Raw genomic sequence first — 17,659 nt, 5'->3', positions numbered from 1 at the left:
AAACAACCTGCCCACATAAAAGGTTCACAACCCAAACTGGCAACGAATTTAAGTGGGAGATGTTTAGATGGGTAAGATTATTGGTATTGACCTGGGTACAACCAACTCTTGTGTTGCGGTCATGGACGGCACCAAAGCGCGCGTACTCGAAAACGCGGAAGGCGATCGCACCACGCCTTCGATCATCGCTTACACCCAGGATGGGGAAACTCTGGTCGGACAACCGGCTAAACGTCAGGCCGTCACCAACCCGCAGAATACCCTGTTTGCGATTAAGCGCCTGATCGGCCGTCGCTTCCAGGACGAAGAAGTGCAGCGTGATATCAAAATCATGCCATACAAAATTGTGGGTGCCGATAACGGCGACGCATGGCTGGAAGTGAAAGGCCAGAAAATGGCACCGCCGCAGATTTCTGCGGAAGTCCTGAAAAAGATGAAGAAAACGGCTGAAGATTTCCTGGGTGAGCCAGTGACTGAAGCGGTTATCACTGTTCCAGCCTACTTCAACGATGCGCAGCGTCAGGCGACCAAAGATGCCGGCCGTATCGCAGGTCTGGAAGTCAAACGTATCATTAACGAACCTACCGCCGCGGCACTGGCTTACGGTCTGGATAAAGGCCAGGGCAACCGCACGATAGCGGTTTATGACCTGGGTGGCGGTACATTCGATATCTCTATCATCGAAATCGATGAAGTTGATGGCGAGAAAACCTTTGAAGTGCTGGCAACCAACGGTGATACCCACTTGGGTGGTGAGGACTTCGACAGCCGTCTGATCAACTATCTGGTCGCGGAATTTAAGAAAGATCAGGGCATCGATCTGCACAACGATCCGCTGGCGATGCAGCGCCTGAAAGAAGCGGCAGAGAAAGCGAAGATCGAGCTGTCTTCTGCGCAGCAGACCGACGTTAACCTGCCGTACATCACGGCGGACGCAACCGGTCCTAAGCACCTGAACATTAAAGTGACTCGTTCTAAACTGGAATCACTGGTTGAAGATCTGGTTGCTCGCTCTATCGAGCCGCTGAAAGTGGCACTGCAGGACGCCGGACTGTCAGTTTCTGACATCAACGATGTCATCCTGGTAGGTGGTCAGACTCGTATGCCACTGGTTCAGGCGAAAGTGACCGAGTTCTTTGGTAAAGAGCCACGTAAAGATGTGAACCCGGACGAAGCGGTTGCCGTAGGTGCTGCGGTACAGGGCGGTGTGTTAGGTGGTGATGTTAAAGACGTTCTGCTGCTGGACGTGACCCCGCTGTCGCTGGGTATCGAAACCATGGGTGGCGTGATGACATCGCTGATCAGCAAGAACACCACCATCCCAACCAAGCACAGCCAGGTGTTCTCGACGGCAGAAGACAACCAGTCTGCCGTAACGATTCACGTGCTGCAGGGTGAACGCAAGCGTGCCAACGACAACAAGTCTTTGGGCCAGTTTAACCTGGACGGCATTCAGGCTGCGCCACGCGGTATGCCGCAGATTGAAGTGACCTTTGACATCGATGCGGACGGTATCCTGCACGTGTCGGCGAAGGACAAAAACAGCGGTAAAGAGCAGAAGATCACCATTAAAGCGTCTTCCGGCCTGAACGAGGACGAGATTGCGAAGATGGTTCGTGATGCTGAAGCGAACGCAGAATCTGACCGTAAGTTCGAAGAGCTGGTGCAGACCCGTAACCAGGGCGACCAGATCGCGCACAGCACACGTAAGCAGCTGGATGAAGCGGGCGACAAGCTGTCAGCTGATGATAAAGCGCCTATCGAAGCTGCACTGAGCGCGCTGGAAACTGCGCTGAAAGGCGAAGATAAAGCAGAGATCGATGCCAAAATGCAGGCGCTGATGGAAGTATCCAGCAAGCTGATGGAAGCGGCACAGCAGTCTCAGGCAGGTGCAGCGGATGCCCACGATGCGTCAGCGAAGAAAGATGACGACGTGGTTGATGCTGAATTCGAAGAAGTGAAAGACAATAAGAAATAATTGCCCCTGACCGGGCGCGACGGTTGCCCTGACAGCCGTTGAAACCAGCACGGGCGTAGGAGTTTTCTCCACGCCCGTGCGATCATGTTAAGGGCTAAATAAATGGCGAAGAGTGATTACTACGAGATTTTAGGCGTCGCCAAATCTGCAGACGAGCGTGAAATCAAAAAGGCTTACAAACGCCTGGCGATGAAACATCATCCGGACCGCAATCCCGGTGATAAAGAATCTGAAACCAAATTTAAAGAAGCGAAAGAAGCCTACGAGATTCTGACCGACCCTCAGAAGCGTGCGGCCTACGATCAGTACGGCCATGCTGCCTTTGAACAAGGTGGTATGGGCGGTGGCGGATACGGCGGCGGCGGCTTTGGCGGCGGCGGTGCAGATTTCAGCGATATCTTTGGCGACGTTTTCGGTGACATCTTTGGTGGTGGCCGCCGTCAGCGCGCAGCCCGTGGTGCAGATTTGCGCTACAACATGGAGCTGACGCTGGAAGAAGCGGTTCGCGGCGTGACCAAAGAGATCCGTATACCGACGCTGGAAGAGTGTGACGTTTGCCACGGCAGCGGTGCCAAAGCGGGCACCAAACCGCAAACCTGTTCAACCTGTCATGGTGCAGGCCAGGTACAGATGCGTCAGGGCTTCTTCACCGTACAGCAGGCTTGTCCGACCTGTCACGGTCGCGGCTCGGTGATTAAAGATCCGTGCAATGCCTGTCACGGGCACGGTCGCGTAGAGAAATCGAAAACCCTGTCGGTAAAAATTCCTGCCGGTGTGGATACGGGTGACCGTATTCGTCTGAGCGGCGAAGGTGAAGCCGGTGAGCAGGGCGCCCCTGCGGGCGATCTGTACGTGCAGGTGTCGGTGAAAAAACACCCGATCTTCGAGCGTGAAGAGAACAACCTCTACTGCGAAGTACCGATTAACTTCGCGATGGCCGCCCTGGGTGGCGAGATTGAAGTGCCGACGCTGGACGGTCGCGTGAAGCTGAAAGTCCCGGCAGAAACCCAGACCGGCAAGCTGTTCCGCATGCGCGGGCGTGGTGTGAAGTCGGTGCGCGGCGGTGCGGTAGGCGATCTGCTGTGTCGTGTGGTGGTGGAAACGCCAGTCAGCCTGAACGACAAGCAGAAAGCGTTGCTGCGTGAGCTGGAAGAGAGCTTTGGTGGGCCCAGCGGCGAGCATAACAGTCCGCGCTCCAAAAGCTTCTTCGACGGCGTGAAGAAATTCTTCGACGACCTGACGCGTTAATCGCGTTACTGACGTCAGACCCGATGAAAGCGGAGAGGAAACTCTCCGCTTTTTTTTGCGTCCTGCACTGCTGAAACGGTTTCTGGCACAGACCAGCCCTGCACCTTTCACGGCTATCCGGTTCTCCCGTCGGGTTATCATTCGCGGGCTGTTGTAGCCAAAAGTCTAACGTAATGTAAAAGCGACTAAATAAGCTTTTTATCAGGTTCGTTGAATCGTTACACTGCTCAGCATTCTGTATTACGCTCAGGAGGAGTGCATTTTGTCAAAACCTCGTCGTATCAAGCATTTACTGAAAAGTTTTATTGAGAGCGATGCCAGCAACGGCATGGTGCTCATTCTGGCTGCGGTCGTCGCTATGATCCTCGCCAATGGCGCTTCCACCGCCCAGAGCTACCAGGCTTTGCTGGATACACCGGTACAGATTCGCTTCGGCGAACTGGATATCAGTAAAAATCTGCTTCTATGGATCAACGACGCCCTGATGGCACTGTTCTTCCTGCTGATTGGTCTGGAAGTGAAGCGCGAGCTGATCTCAGGCGAACTCGCCAGCCGCGATCGGGCCATCTTTCCGGTGATTGCCGCGTTAGGGGGAATGGCGGCACCGGCACTGGTGTTTTTGCTGTTTAACCACGGTGATGAGATTGCCCGAAATGGCTGGGCGATCCCCACCGCGACGGATATCGCGTTTGCGCTCGGAGTCCTTGCCCTGCTTGGCAGCCGTGTGCCGACCGCCCTGAAGGTGTTCCTGATGGCGCTGGCGATTATTGATGACCTGGGTGCCATCGTGATCATCGCGCTGTTTTACACCAGCGATCTGTCTGTGATGTCTCTGAGCGTGGCGGCAGGCGCTATCGTGGTGCTGGCGGTGCTGAACCGCTGTAACGTGCGGAATATCGCCATCTATATGCTGGTCGGCATAGTGCTGTGGACGGCCGTGCTGAAATCGGGCGTCCATGCTACGCTGGCGGGCGTGATCGTGGGCTTCTTTGTCCCGCTGGAAGAGAAAGACGGCCATTCGCCTGCGGAACATCTGGCACACGGATTAATGCCGTGGGTTAACTGGCTGATTCTGCCGCTGTTTGCCTTTGCTAACGCTGGCATTTCGCTGACGGGCATCACCTTTGGCGACGTGCTGTCGCCAGAGCCGCTGGGCATCATCCTGGGCCTGTTAATCGGTAAGCCGCTGGGGATTACACTGTTTTGCTGGCTGGCGGTGAAGCTGAGGCTGGCAGCCTTGCCGAGCGGCACGACTATCCGCGATATCATGGCGATTGGCGTGCTGTGCGGCATTGGCTTTACCATGTCGATATTTATCAGTTCGCTGGCCTTTGACGCTGCCCACGAGCAGTTAGTGACGTTCTCTAAGCTGGGTATCCTCAGCGGTTCGTTGCTTTCCGCCGTTCTGGGTTACACCTTATTGCGAATCAAGCTGCGATAAAAATCCATTGCTGCAACACATTCATCCGGTGTTGCAGCAATGCTGGTTCCTGTCTCAACATCTCAACATCTCAACATCTCAACATCTCAACATCTCAACATCTCAACATCTCAACATCTCAACATCTCAACATCTCAATATGGCCTGTGACCCACGATGACATCGCGCGTTGAATGGCTGTTATCGCGTTACTCTGCGGCCGGTCTGAACTCGCAAGGACGCCGTGATTGACCTTCTCTGTTCACCCTGGACCTGATAACCCGACGGAGGGCTTGTGAGAGAGGCTGTCCGGAGCGCTACGAGCCTGAACCTGGGGCAGCATTGTTCGACAGGTTGAGAGCAGTGCAGAGGCGGTGGGTTGTCTGGCAGGGCAGGGCTGGAAGATAAAGTCAGGAAGAGACCGTCAGGAAGAGACAGTCGCCTGGCGGCGCTAAACAGCAGGCATAAAAAAACCGGCTTAGCGCCGGTTCTTTCAACAAAGCGATGAACAAATGGCGATTAAGCCAGTTTGTTGATCTGTGCAGTCAAGTTTGCTTTATAACGTGCAGCTTTGTTTTTGTGGATCAGACCTTTAGCAGCCTGACGGTCCACAATTGGTTGCATTTCATTAAATGCGTTCTGCGCAGCAGCTTTGTCGCCTGAAGCGATCGCCGCGTATACTTTCTTAACGAAGGTACGCATCATAGAGCGACGGCTTGCGTTATGCTTGCGACGTTTCTCAGATGTTACGGCACGTTTCTTAGCTGATTTGATATTAGCCAAGGTCCAACTCCCAAATATGTTCGATAGAGACAAATCAAAGGCCGAGGACTATGCCTTTTGGACCTTCTGTTGTCAATGGATTTGTGCAAATAAGCGTCGTTTACAAGTGATAACCTGTATGACACTCGGTTACGTATTTGATGGCGCAAGATTCTACCAGCTTCCGCTCCCTGAATACAGTATTTCGCAACAAAATTCTCTCAGCGGCTTTGCAAGGCAGTAAATACGGCCTGTAACGCATGAAAGGCGTGTTCACGGGTTAACCTTGGCGGCTTTCGAGGGTATAATCCGCCGATTTCCACCGGTTTGAGTCAGCCATGAAGTTTATCCGCGGTATTCATAATCTTAACGCGCAGCATCACGGCTGCGTTTTGACCATTGGTAATTTCGATGGTGTGCACCGCGGTCATCAGGCGCTGATGGGGCGGTTGCTGGAAGAGGGACGGAAACGTAACCTGCCAGTGATGGTGATGGTGTTTGAACCCCAGCCGCTTGAACTGTTTGCGGGCGAAAGCGCACCCGCCAGGCTCACTCGCTTGCGAGAGAAGCTAAAATATCTGGCAGAAATCGGCGTGGACTCCGTGCTGTGCGTGCGTTTTGACCATCGCTTTGCCGCGTTGTCGGCGCAGAGTTTTATCAGCGAACTGCTGGTGAACAAGCTGGGCGTGAACTATCTTGCCGTCGGGGATGATTTCCGCTTTGGCGCTGGTCGCCAGGGGGATTTCCTGTTATTACAGAAAGCCGGCGCCCAGTATGGCTTTGATGTGGTCAGCACAGAAACCTTTTGTGACGGCGGTAAGCGCATCAGCAGCACGGCGGTGCGTCAGGCACTGGCCGAGGACAACTTAGCGCTGGCGCAGTCACTGCTGGGCCATCCTTTCAGTATCTCTGGGCGCGTCGTGCACGGTGATGCACTCGGACGCACGCTGGGGTTCCCTACGGCTAATCTTCCTTTACGCCGCTGCGTGTCGCCGGTTAAAGGCGTTTATGCGGTGGAAGTCCATGGGCTGGGGCCACAACCCCTGCCTGGCGTTGCCAATATCGGCACCCGCCCGACGGTAAAAGGTTTGCGCCAACAGCTTGAAGTTCACCTGTTGGACATCAATATGGATCTCTATGGTCGCCACATTGATGTGGTGTTGAAGCAGAAAATACGAAACGAGCAGCGCTTTGCTTCACTGGATGCGTTGAAAGAGCAAATTGCGAAAGATACGGTAACGGCCCGACAATTTTTTGGTCTGTAACCTGAGCGAAAAACGGAATCGAGAATCTGATGAGTGACTATAAATCAACCCTGAATTTGCCGGAAACGGGGTTCCCCATGCGTGGCGATCTGGCCAAGCGTGAACCGGGAATGCTGCAACGTTGGTATGATGACAACCTGTACGGCATCATCCGCGAAGCCAAGAAAGGGAAAAAAACCTTTATCCTGCATGATGGCCCTCCTTATGCGAACGGCAGCATTCATATTGGTCACTCTGTTAACAAGATTCTGAAAGACATTATTGTGAAGTCTAAAGGCATGGCAGGTTACGACTCGCCGTATGTGCCAGGCTGGGACTGTCACGGTTTGCCTATCGAGCATAAAGTTGAGCAGATGATCGGCAAGCCGGGCGAAAAAGTCAGCGCCGCCGAATTCCGCGCCGCCTGCCGTCAGTATGCCGCCGAACAGGTTGAAGGGCAGAAAGCCGACTTTATTCGCCTGGGCGTGCTGGGCGACTGGGATCGTCCTTACCTCACCATGGACTTCACCACCGAAGCCAATATCATCCGTGCGCTGGGTAAAATCATCGGCAATGGCCACTTGCACAAAGGCGCCAAGCCGGTGCACTGGTGCATGGATTGCCGTTCTGCTCTGGCGGAAGCCGAAGTGGAATACTACGACAAAACCTCCCCCTCCATCGATGTGATGTTCAATGCCGTTGATGCGGACAGGGCGCGCGCAGCCTTCGGTGTGACCGCCTCAGAAGGCCCGGTTTCGCTGGTGATCTGGACGACCACCCCGTGGACCATTCCGGCTAACCGCGGTATTTCACTGCATCCCGAGTTCACCTATCAGCTGGTGCAGATTGCAGGACGTAGCCTGATCCTGGCAAAAGATCTGGTTGAGAGCGTCATGAAACGCGCGGGCGTCAGCGACTGGACCGTGCTGGGCGAATGTCAGGGCGCGGCCCTGGAATTGCAGCTGTTCCAGCATCCTCTGCTTGAGCAGATCCAGTCCAAAGTCGTATTAGGTGAGCACGTCACGCTGGATGCCGGTACGGGGGCTGTTCATACCGCGCCAGGCCACGGCCCGGATGACTACGTGATTGGTCAGAAATATGGTCTGGAAACGGCTAACCCGGTCGGCCCTGATGGTGCCTACCTGCCGGGTACGTATCCGGGACTCGACGGCGTTAACGTCTTTAAAGCCAATGATATGATCGTTGAGCTGCTGAAAGAGAAAGGCGCATTGCTGCACGTTGAAAAACTGCTGCACAGCTACCCACACTGCTGGCGCCATAAAACCCCGATTATCTTCCGTGCCACGCCGCAGTGGTTTATCAGCATGGATCAGAAAGGCCTGCGTGCTCAGTCATTGCAGGAGATCAAAGGCGTGCAGTGGATCCCGGACTGGGGTCAGGCGCGCATTGAGTCCATGGTTGCCAACCGGCCTGACTGGTGTATTTCCCGCCAGCGTACCTGGGGCGTGCCAATGGCGCTGTTCGTACACAAAGAAACCGAAGCCCTGCATCCGGATACCCTGGCGCTGATGGAAAAAGTGGCGCAGCGCGTTGAACAGGATGGCATCCAGGCATGGTGGGATCTCGATCCGCGCGATCTGATGGGCGACGATGCTGACCACTACGTGAAGGTGCCGGACACGCTGGACGTCTGGTTTGACTCAGGTTCCACCAGCTATTCGGTCGTGGATGCCCGCCCGGAATTTGGTGGCAATACACCGGATATGTATCTGGAAGGTTCCGATCAGCATCGTGGCTGGTTTATGTCGTCGCTGATGATCTCGACCGCGATGAAAGGCAAAGCGCCTTATCGCCAGGTACTGACGCACGGCTTTACCGTCGATGGTCAGGGCCGCAAGATGTCCAAATCCATCGGCAATACCGTTGCACCCCAGGATGTCATGGACAAGCTGGGTGCGGACATTCTGCGCCTGTGGGTTGCTTCTACCGATTACTCGGGTGAGATGGCGGTATCCGATGAAATTCTGAAACGCTCTGCGGATGCCTATCGTCGTATTCGTAACACCGCGCGCTTCCTGTTAGCCAACCTGAGCGGCTTTAACCCGGCCACCGATCTGGTTAAACCGGAAGAGATGGTGGTGGTCGATCGCTGGGCGGTGGGACGTGCGCAGGCGGCGCAGGCGGATATCATCGCCTCTTACGAGCACTACGATTTCCACGAAGTGATTCAGCGCCTGATGCAGTTCTGCTCCATCGAGATGGGCTCCTTCTACCTGGATATCATTAAAGATCGTCAGTACACCGCGAAAGGCGACAGCCTGGCCCGCCGTAGCTGCCAGTCAGCGCTGTGGCACATTGTTGAAGCGCTGGTACGCTGGATGGCACCGATCATGTCTTTCACGGCCGACGAAATCTGGGGCTATCTGCCAGGCGATCGGGCGAAGTATGTCTTCACTGAAGAGTGGTATACCGGCCTGTTTGGTCTGCCAGAAAACGAAGCGCTGAACGATGCGTACTGGGCAGAACTGCTGAAAGTACGCGGTGAAGTGAACAAGGTGATCGAGCAGGCGCGTAGCGACAAACGTATCGGTGGCGCGCTGGAAGCGTCCGTTACTCTGTATGCCGACGCGGACCTGGCGACGAAACTGCAGGCGTTAGGTAACGAACTGCGTTTTGTGCTGTTGACCTCCGGTGCTCAGGTCGCTGATTACGCAGAGGCAGAGGCTGAAGCGCAGCAGAGCGAACTGGTAAAAGGGCTGAAAATCGGCCTGCATAAGGCAGAAGGCGAGAAATGCCCGCGCTGCTGGCACTACACGACTGACGTCGGTCAGAATCCGGAGCACGCTGCGGTGTGCGGTCGCTGTTACACCAACGTAGCCGGCAACGGCGAAGAGCGTAAGTTTGCCTGATGAGTAGACCTGTTTTCTCCACCGGATTGCGCTGGCTGTGGCTGGTGCTGGTTGTTATCGTTGTTGATTTCGTCAGCAAGCAGTGGGTCATGAACAACATGATGCTGCATGAAACGCAGCCGCTGATGCCGTTCCTTAACCTGTTCTATGCGCATAACTATGGCGCGGCGTTCAGCTTCCTCGCGGATAAAGGCGGCTGGCAGCGCTGGTTCTTTGCCGGCATTGCCCTGGCGATCGTGGTGTCGTTACTGGTCATGATGTACCGCAACAGCGCCAGTCAGAAGATCGCCAATATCGCCTATGCCTTAATCATTGGCGGCGCAGTGGGCAATCTGTTTGACCGTTCATATCATGGCTTTGTGGTAGATTTTATCGATTTCTACGTCGGTAACTGGCACTTTGCTACATTTAATATCGCTGACTGCGGCATCTGTATCGGGGCCGCGTTGGTGGTGCTGGAGGGCTTTTTCAATCCTTCCAGCAAGCAGGTTAAAAAAGGGTAAACCATGACTGAGTCTGTACAGGGCGACAGCGCGGTATTGTTGCATTTCGTCATGAAGCTGGAAGACGGCTCAGTGGCGGAATCCACTCGTGCCAACGGTAAACCTGCGCTGTTTCGTCTCGGCGACGGTAGCCTGTCCGGCGCGCTGGAGCAGGCACTGTTGGGATTGACGCCGGGTGAAAAACATCAATTCACGCTGGCACCAGAAGACGCGTTTGGTAGCGTCAGCCCCGATCTTATCCAGTACTTTTCCCGCCGTGATTTTATTGACACGGGAGAGCCTGAGATTGGCGCCATCATGCTGTTTACCGGAATGGGCGGTAGTGAAATGCCGGGCGTGATTCGGGAAATTTCCGGTGATTCAATCACCGTGGATTTTAACCATCCGCTGGCAGGCCACCGCGTTCAGTTTGATATTGAAGTGCTGGATATCGATCCGGTACTGGAGGCGAACAATGCAAATTCTGCTGGCTAATCCACGGGGTTTTTGTGCAGGTGTAGATCGCGCCATCAGCATTGTTGAAAACGCACTAACGCTGTTTGGTGCGCCGGTGTACGTCCGGCACGAAGTGGTTCATAACCGCTACGTGGTGGACAGCCTGCGCCAGCGCGGCGCGATCTTTATTGAGCAGATCGCGGAAGTGCCTGATGGCGCTATCCTGATTTTCTCTGCCCACGGCGTCTCGCAGGCGGTACGCAATGAAGCAAAAGGGCGTGATCTCACCGTCTTTGATGCCACCTGCCCGCTGGTGACCAAGGTGCATATGGAAGTGGCCCGCGCCAGCCGTCGGGGTGAAGAATCGGTGCTGATTGGCCACGCGGGCCATCCGGAAGTGGAAGGCACCATGGGGCAGTACAACAACCCTAAAGGTGGGATGTACCTGGTGGAGTCGCCGGAGGACGTCTGGAAGCTGGACGTTAAAGATGACAACCGCCTGTCCTTTATGACCCAGACGACGCTGTCGGTGGATGACACGTCGGAAGTGATTGATGCGCTGCGCGCTCGCTTCCCGAAAATCGTGGGCCCACGTAAAGATGATATTTGTTATGCCACCACCAACCGTCAGGAAGCCGTACGGGCGATGGCCGAGCAGGCCGATGTGGTACTGGTAGTCGGATCGAAAAACTCCTCTAACTCCAATCGCCTGGCCGAACTGGCCCAGCGCATGGGCAAAGCGGCGTATCTGATTGATGATGCGGCGGACATTCAGCCTGAGTGGGTGGTTTCTGTCGATTGTGTTGGCGTAACGGCGGGCGCTTCGGCTCCCGATATTCTGGTTCAGAACGTGATTAGTCGCCTGCAGGCCTTGGGCGGTGGTGAAGCGAGAGTGCTGGAAGGGCGGGAAGAAAACATTGTGTTTGAAGTGCCCAAAGAGTTGCGGGTTGACGTCCGCAACGTGCAGTAATCCGCACACGTTAAGCAATGAAAAGGCCGACTCTGTTCGGCCTTTTTGCTTTTCAGACCGGGCGGCGGCGGCGGAAATTGCTTTTACTGATAATCCGCCCCACCTGGCATAAAAATTCTTATTATCCCCGAGAAAGAGTGGCGCAGTTGTTATCTCATGGTTAACCTGATTGCGCTTGCATGCATAGATTTGTTTTAGGAATGAATAAATATGAAGAATATCCGCATTGCCATCGTGGGCGCGCCGGGGCGCATGGGGCGCAATCTGATTCAGGCGGTTGCTCAGCTGGAAGGCGTTGAGCTGGGCGCAGCGTTAGCCCGACCGGGATCCTCGTTGATCGGCAGCGACGCAGGTGAACTGGCCGGTATCGGCCACGCTGGCGTTACCCTGAGAGATGACTTACGCGCCGTCGTCGATGATTTTGACGTCGTGATTGATTTCACCCGCCCTGAAGGAACGCTGGAATACCTTGCCATCTGTCGTGAGCACCGCAAAGCCATGATCATCGGTACGACAGGCTTTGATGACGCCGGTAAAGCAGCGATTCGCGACGCGGCGGCGGATATTGGCATTGTGTTTGCCGCTAACTTTAGCGTAGGCGTTAATCTGGTCCTGAAGCTGCTGGAGAAAGCCGCCAAAGTGATGGGCGATTATGCGGATATTGAAATTATTGAAGCGCATCATCGCCACAAGGTGGATGCGCCCTCCGGCACGGCGCTGGCGATGGGCGAGGCGATTGCAGAGGCGATGGACTGGAAACTGGATGAACATGCCGTTTACAGCCGTGAGGGCCATACCGGTGAGCGCAAAGCGAATACCATTGGTTTTGCCACTGTGCGGGCAGGAGACATTGTCGGAGAGCATACCGCGTTATTTGCCGACGAAGGGGAACGCATAGAGATAACGCACAAGGCGTCCAGTCGCATGACCTTTGCCAATGGCGCCGTAAAGGCTGCCATTTGGGTGAGTGAGAATAAAACCGGGCTTTACGATATGCGTGACGTGCTGGATTTATCAAGTTTGTAATGATTTTTACCTGTGTGATGTGGTGATTTCAATCGCTAATAACTTGATTGAGAAGGGCAATTTTTTAATTGCCCTTAATTTTATCTAAAAAATAGTCACTTTGACCTGTTTTTTCATTGTGATGAATGAAAGTCGGGTTTTTCTTCCTTTCGCTTCTCAGTAAACCTGCTAATTTTGACCATTTGGTCAAAATTAGCAGGTGGTTTTCCCGGAATAAACATCGACTGCGATCGGCAAACGTTTATTCGGCTGTGTTTACCCCTGTTTTTAACGCTTATCCTCTTCATTTTCGCTCTGAGCCTGAAAAGATGTTAAAAATGTTGCTTCAGGGTGGACAAGTATCAGGACGATCATTAGAATGCGCGCAATTTGCCAAAAATTGACCACTCAGGCAGTTTTTGCATTGATTCAGATCACTAATTTGAATTAATATGCAGATATTGTGACTGTTTATTCCCTGGAGGATGTTTTGATTAAGTCAGCGCTCTTGGTTCTGGAAGACGGAACCCAATTCCACGGTCGGGCCATCGGGGCTACAGGGTCGGCAGTGGGGGAAGTCGTTTTCAATACGTCAATGACCGGTTATCAAGAAATCCTCACTGATCCCTCCTATTCCCGCCAGATTGTTACTCTCACTTATCCCCATATCGGCAATGTTGGTGCTAACGCCGCCGATGAAGAATCCAGTCAAATCCATGCGCAGGGCCTGGTCATTCGTGACCTGCCGCTGATTGCCAGCAACTACCGTAGCGAAGAAAGCTTATCGGCTTATCTGCAGCGCAATAACATCGTGGCGATTGCCGATATTGATACGCGCAAGCTGACGCGACTGTTACGGGAAAAGGGCGCGCAGAACGGCTGCATTATTGCAGGCGATAATCTGGATGCGGCTCTGGCCTTACAAAAAGCGCAGGCTTTCCCTGGCCTGAAAGGCATGGATCTGGCAAAGGAAGTGACGACGGCTGAAACCTATGCCTGGCAGCAGGGGAGCTGGACACTGGAAGGGGATTTGCCAGAACAGAAACAGGCAGAAGCACTGCCTTACCACGTCGTCGCTTATGATTACGGCGCGAAACGCAACATCCTGCGTATGCTGGTGGACCGCGGCTGCCGCCTGACAGTGGTGCCGGCCAAAACGCCAGCAGAAACGGTCCTGGCGATGAATCCGGACGGTATCTTCCTCTCTAACGGCCCTGGCGATCCTGAGCCCTGCGATTATGCCATTGAGGCGATTCAGGCCTTCCTGAAAACTGATATCCCGGTGTTTGGTATTTGCCTGGGCCACCAACTGCTGGCCCTGGCCAGCGGCGCGAAAACCGTCAAAATGAAGCTGGGCCACCACGGCGGCAACCATCCAGTTAAAGATTTGGACAACAACCGCGTCATGATCACGGCGCAGAACCACGGCTTCGCGGTGGATGAGGCGAATCTGCCTGCGAACCTGCGTGTGACGCATATCTCCTTGTTCGATAAGACGGTGCAGGGCATCCACCGCACCGATAAGCCTGCGTTTAGCTTCCAGGGCCATCCGGAAGCCAGCCCGGGACCGGGTGATGCTGCACCGCTGTTTGACCACTTTATTGAGTTGATTGACGCATTCCGTTCGAAAGCAAAGTAATCAGGAGCTAATCATGCCAAAACGTACAGACATAAAATCCATCCTGATTCTTGGTGCCGGTCCGATTGTGATCGGTCAGGCCTGCGAATTCGACTATTCCGGTGCACAGGCGTGTAAAGCCCTGCGTGAAGAGGGTTACCGCGTCATTCTGGTGAACTCCAACCCGGCCACCATTATGACCGACCCGGAAATGGCCGATGCAACCTACATTGAGCCGATTCACTGGGAAGTGGTACGTAAAATCATTGAAAAAGAGCGCCCGGATGCGGTGCTGCCCACCATGGGCGGCCAGACAGCGTTGAACTGTGCGCTGGAGCTGGAGCGTCAGGGCGTGCTGGAAGAATTCGGCGTCACCATGATTGGTGCAACCGCAGACGCTATTGATAAAGCAGAAGACCGTCGTCGTTTTGACGTGGCGATGAAAAGCATCGGTCTGGATACCGCGCGCTCCGGTATCGCGCATACCATGGATGAAGCGCTGGCAGTGGCGGCCGATGTGGGCTTTCCCTGCATTATCCGTCCGTCTTTTACCATGGGCGGCACCGGCGGCGGTATCGCGTATAACCGCGAAGAGTTTGAAGAGATCTGTGAACGCGGCCTCGACCTTTCCCCAACCAACGAGCTGTTAATTGACGAATCGCTGATTGGCTGGAAAGAGTATGAGATGGAAGTGGTGCGTGACAAAAACGACAACTGCATCATTGTCTGCTCAATTGAAAACTTTGATGCCATGGGGATCCACACGGGCGACTCCATCACGGTTGCGCCCGCGCAGACGCTGACCGACAAAGAGTACCAGATTATGCGTAACGCCTCGCTGGCGGTGCTGCGTGAGATTGGTGTGGAAACCGGCGGCTCCAACGTACAGTTTGCGGTGAACCCGAAAAATGGTCGTCTGATCGTGATCGAGATGAACCCGCGCGTGTCACGTTCCTCGGCGCTGGCCTCCAAAGCAACCGGCTTCCCGATCGCGAAAGTGGCGGCAAAACTGGCGGTTGGCTTTACGCTCGATGAGCTGATGAACGACATTACCGGTGGACGGACGCCGGCCTCGTTTGAGCCTTCAATCGATTATGTCGTCACAAAAATTCCTCGCTTCAACTTTGAAAAGTTTGCTGGTGCGAATGACCGTCTGACCACGCAGATGAAGTCAGTGGGCGAAGTCATGGCGATTGGTCGTACCTTCCAGGAGTCGGTGCAGAAAGCGCTGCGCGGCCTGGAGGTTGGCGCGAATGGTTTTGATCCGAAAGTCCACCTTGACGATGCGGAAGCCTTAACCCGTATCCGTCGTGAGCTGAAAGATGCCGGTTCCGATCGGATCTGGTACATCGCCGATGCCTTCCGTGCCGGGATGTCGGTGGACGGCGTATTCAATCTCACCAATATTGACCGCTGGTTCCTGGTGCAGATTGAAGAGCTGGTTCGTCTTGAAGAGCAGGTAGCGCGCGAAGGCGTGAACGGGCTGAACGCCGATTTCCTGCGCACGCTGAAGCGCAAAGGTTTTGCCGATGCGCGCCTGGCCTCACTGGTGGGCGTGGCAGAAGGTGAAATTCGTAAGCTACGTCAGCATCACAATCTGCATCCAGTTTACAAGCGGGTGGATACCTGCGCGGCAGAATTCTCGACCGATACAGCCTATATGTACTCTACCTATGAGGAAGAGTGCGAAGCGAATCCTAACCAGGATCGTGACAAGATCATGGTGCTGGGTGGTGGACCAAACCGTATCGGCCAGGGCATTGAGTTTGACTACTGTTGTGTTCATGCGGCACTGGCACTGCGCGAAGACGGTTTCGAAACCATCATGGTGAACTGTAACCCGGAAACCGTCTCCACGGATTATGACACCTCTGACCGCCTTTACTTCGAGCCGGTAACGCTTGAAGACGTGCTGGAAATCGTCCGCATCGAAAAACCGAAAGGGGTGATTGTGCAGTACGGTGGTCAAACGCCGCTGAAACTGGCTCGCGCACTGGAAGCCGCTGGCGTACCGGTCATCGGGACCAGCCCGGATGCGATTGATCGGGCAGAAGACCGCGAACGCTTCCAGCAGGCCGTTGACCGCCTGAACCTGAAGCAGCCTGCCAACGCCACCGTTGCCACCCTGGAGCAGGCGGTAGAAAAAGCTGCCGGGATTGGTTATCCGCTGGTGGTCCGTCCCTCGTACGTGCTGGGCGGACGTGCGATGGAAATCGTCTACGACGAAATAGACCTGAAGCGTTATTTCCAGACGGCGGTGTCGGTTTCTAACGATGCGCCGGTCTTGCTGGATCGCTTCCTTGACGATGCTGTAGAAGTCGATGTGGATGCCATCTGTGATGGTGAGCGTGTACTGATCGGCGGCATCATGGAGCACATTGAGCAGGCAGGCGTTCACTCAGGTGACTCGGCCTGTTCTCTGCCGGCCTACACGCTGAGCCAGGATATTCAAAACGTAATGCGTCAGCAGGTTGAAAAGCTGGCGTTTGAGCTGAACGTTCGCGGCTTAATGAACGTGCAGTTCGCGGTGAAAGACAATGAAGTCTACCTGATTGAAGTTAACCCACGTGCTGCGCGTACCGTTCCTTTTGTGTCAAAAGCGACGGGCGTACCGCTGGCGAAAGTCGCCGCACGCGTGATGGCAGGCAAAACGCTGGCAGAGCAGGGCGTCACCGAAGAGGTGATTCCGCCTTACTACTCTGTCAAGGAAGTGGTGCTGCCGTTTAACAAGTTCCAGGGCGTTGACCCCATTCTGGGGCCAGAAATGCGCTCAACCGGTGAAGTCATGGGCGTGGGCCGTACCTTTGCAGAGGCCTTTGCCAAAGCGATGCTGGGTGCGCAAAGCAACATGAAGAAAACCGGACGCGCGCTGCTGTCGGTCCGTGAGGGCGATAAGAAACGTATCGTTGACCTGGCCGCGAAGTTGCAGAAGTTTGGCTTTGAGCTGGATGCCACTCATGGCACCGCCGTGGTGTTGGGGGAAGCGGGCATTAATCCTCGCCTGGTTAACAAGGTTCACGAAGGTCGTCCACATATTCAGGACCGGCTGAAAAACGGCGAATATGCCTACATCGTGAATACCACGGCAGGCCGCCAGGCTATTGAAGACTCCAAGCTGATTCGTCGTAGTGCGCTGCAATACAAAGTTCATTACGACACTACGCTAAACGGGGGTTTTGCAACGGCCATGGCGCTAAACGCCGACCCGACTGAAAAAGTGATTTCAGTACAGGAAATGCATGCGCAGATCCTTGCGCACAAATAGCGCTGGCTGAGTGGCGGTAATAGCCCCTGCGGTGGGACGATTTGCCAGTGTGCTGGCTTAACGCTCCTCGCAGGGGCTTTTTTTTGAGAGATCGGGCCTGAACTGAGCGGTTCTACAGGCACGGGTACAGATCACCCTCCGCTGAGTGCGTTTCTGTCTTAGCGGGCAGCGTGGAGGCTGTACCTGCCTGCGGCAAGCGCCGCCTGTAAAAAAGGGCATCGCCTTTAGAATGGTTGGTGAGTCTGGGGTTGGTCAGAAAGCAGTCTGTTCCCAACGGAACGGGATGAACCCTGTTTCTGGGCAGCGATTCTCAGGTCAGCGCGACATTTCGAATAAACCGG

12 protein-coding genes are annotated in these 17,659 nt (G+C 54.7%); 11 read left to right on the top strand and 1 reads right to left on the bottom strand.

What is annotated here, in order from left to right; all coding sequences use genetic code 11:
* The first annotated feature begins 67 nt into the window (after positions 1-67).
* The 3 genes from dnaK (at position 68) to nhaA (ending at position 4,667) form a co-directional block, all read left to right on the top strand.
* Positions 68-1,978 carry a molecular chaperone DnaK gene (gene dnaK, locus AAIE03_RS14620; protein ID WP_013024558.1) on the top strand — a complete coding sequence of 637 codons (1,911 nt, stop codon included), beginning with the start codon at positions 68-70 and terminating at the stop codon, positions 1,976-1,978.
* Positions 1,979-2,080: 102 nt separating this feature from the next.
* Entirely contained in the window at positions 2,081-3,226 is a 1,146-nt protein-coding gene (gene dnaJ / locus AAIE03_RS14615) for a molecular chaperone DnaJ (protein ID WP_013024559.1), read from the top strand.
* A 262-nt stretch (positions 3,227-3,488) separates the two neighbouring features.
* A complete protein-coding gene (gene nhaA, locus AAIE03_RS14610) occupies positions 3,489-4,667 on the top strand; it encodes a Na+/H+ antiporter NhaA (RefSeq protein WP_105077117.1) in 1,179 nt (392 codons plus the stop codon).
* Positions 4,668-5,165: 498 nt separating this feature from the next.
* Here the strand turns inward: nhaA and rpsT are convergent, their stop codons facing one another.
* Positions 5,166-5,429 (bottom strand): 30S ribosomal protein S20, encoded by a 264-nt coding sequence (gene rpsT, locus AAIE03_RS14605; RefSeq protein ID WP_006117633.1) that lies wholly within the window; start codon positions 5,427-5,429, stop codon positions 5,166-5,168.
* Positions 5,430-5,746: 317 nt separating this feature from the next.
* Between rpsT and ribF the strand changes: the two genes are divergently transcribed.
* The 8 genes from ribF (at position 5,747) to carB (ending at position 17,318) form a co-directional block, all read left to right on the top strand.
* The gene (gene ribF, locus AAIE03_RS14600; protein WP_013024562.1) at positions 5,747-6,673 is read left to right on the top strand and encodes a bifunctional riboflavin kinase/FAD synthetase; all 927 of its coding nucleotides are present in this window, start codon (positions 5,747-5,749) and stop codon (positions 6,671-6,673) included.
* Between the two features lie 29 nt (positions 6,674-6,702).
* Positions 6,703-9,522, top strand: a complete 2,820-nt coding sequence (ileS, locus tag AAIE03_RS14595) for an isoleucine--tRNA ligase (protein ID WP_013024563.1) — start codon at positions 6,703-6,705, stop codon at positions 9,520-9,522.
* Complete coding sequence (lspA, locus tag AAIE03_RS14590; RefSeq protein ID WP_013024564.1) at positions 9,522-10,025, top strand: signal peptidase II; 504 nt, start codon at positions 9,522-9,524, stop codon at positions 10,023-10,025. The genes ileS and lspA overlap by 1 nt, the downstream gene beginning before the upstream one ends.
* A 3-nt stretch (positions 10,026-10,028) precedes the next feature.
* On the top strand, positions 10,029-10,499 hold the full coding sequence (gene fkpB / locus AAIE03_RS14585) for an FKBP-type peptidyl-prolyl cis-trans isomerase (RefSeq protein ID WP_014592885.1): 471 nt from the start codon (positions 10,029-10,031) through the stop codon (positions 10,497-10,499).
* Positions 10,480-11,430: a 4-hydroxy-3-methylbut-2-enyl diphosphate reductase gene (ispH, locus tag AAIE03_RS14580; protein ID WP_014592886.1), complete on the top strand. Its 951-nt coding sequence runs from the start codon at positions 10,480-10,482 to the stop codon at positions 11,428-11,430. Before fkpB ends, ispH begins: the two co-directional genes overlap by 20 nt.
* Positions 11,431-11,640: 210 nt before the next feature.
* Positions 11,641-12,456 (top strand): 4-hydroxy-tetrahydrodipicolinate reductase, encoded by an 816-nt coding sequence (gene dapB / locus AAIE03_RS14575; protein ID WP_019106403.1) that lies wholly within the window; start codon positions 11,641-11,643, stop codon positions 12,454-12,456.
* A gap of 469 nt (positions 12,457-12,925) precedes the next feature.
* Complete coding sequence (carA, locus tag AAIE03_RS14570) at positions 12,926-14,074, top strand: glutamine-hydrolyzing carbamoyl-phosphate synthase small subunit (protein ID WP_014606611.1); 1,149 nt, start codon at positions 12,926-12,928, stop codon at positions 14,072-14,074.
* A gap of 13 nt (positions 14,075-14,087) precedes the next feature.
* Complete coding sequence (carB, locus tag AAIE03_RS14565) at positions 14,088-17,318, top strand: carbamoyl-phosphate synthase large subunit (protein WP_014592889.1); 3,231 nt, start codon at positions 14,088-14,090, stop codon at positions 17,316-17,318.
* Positions 17,319-17,659 lie beyond the last annotated feature (341 nt).

The organism is Pantoea sp. Ae19-2, assembly GCF_059801205.1.
The sequence above is the reverse complement of the archived record's forward strand: the minus strand, read 5'-3'. Positions and strand labels throughout refer to the sequence as shown.

Coding starts and splice junctions, on each gene's coding strand:
- lspA (WP_013024564.1), top strand. CDS start 9,522: ATGAGTAGACCTGTTTTCTCCACCGGATTGCGCTGGCTGTGGCTGGTG.
- ispH (WP_014592886.1), top strand. CDS start 10,480: ATGCAAATTCTGCTGGCTAATCCACGGGGTTTTTGTGCAGGTGTAGAT.
- ileS (WP_013024563.1), top strand. CDS start 6,703: ATGAGTGACTATAAATCAACCCTGAATTTGCCGGAAACGGGGTTCCCC.
- carB (WP_014592889.1), top strand. CDS start 14,088: ATGCCAAAACGTACAGACATAAAATCCATCCTGATTCTTGGTGCCGGT.
- dapB (WP_019106403.1), top strand. CDS start 11,641: ATGAAGAATATCCGCATTGCCATCGTGGGCGCGCCGGGGCGCATGGGG.
- dnaJ (WP_013024559.1), top strand. CDS start 2,081: ATGGCGAAGAGTGATTACTACGAGATTTTAGGCGTCGCCAAATCTGCA.
- dnaK (WP_013024558.1), top strand. CDS start 68: ATGGGTAAGATTATTGGTATTGACCTGGGTACAACCAACTCTTGTGTT.
- ribF (WP_013024562.1), top strand. CDS start 5,747: ATGAAGTTTATCCGCGGTATTCATAATCTTAACGCGCAGCATCACGGC.
- fkpB (WP_014592885.1), top strand. CDS start 10,029: ATGACTGAGTCTGTACAGGGCGACAGCGCGGTATTGTTGCATTTCGTC.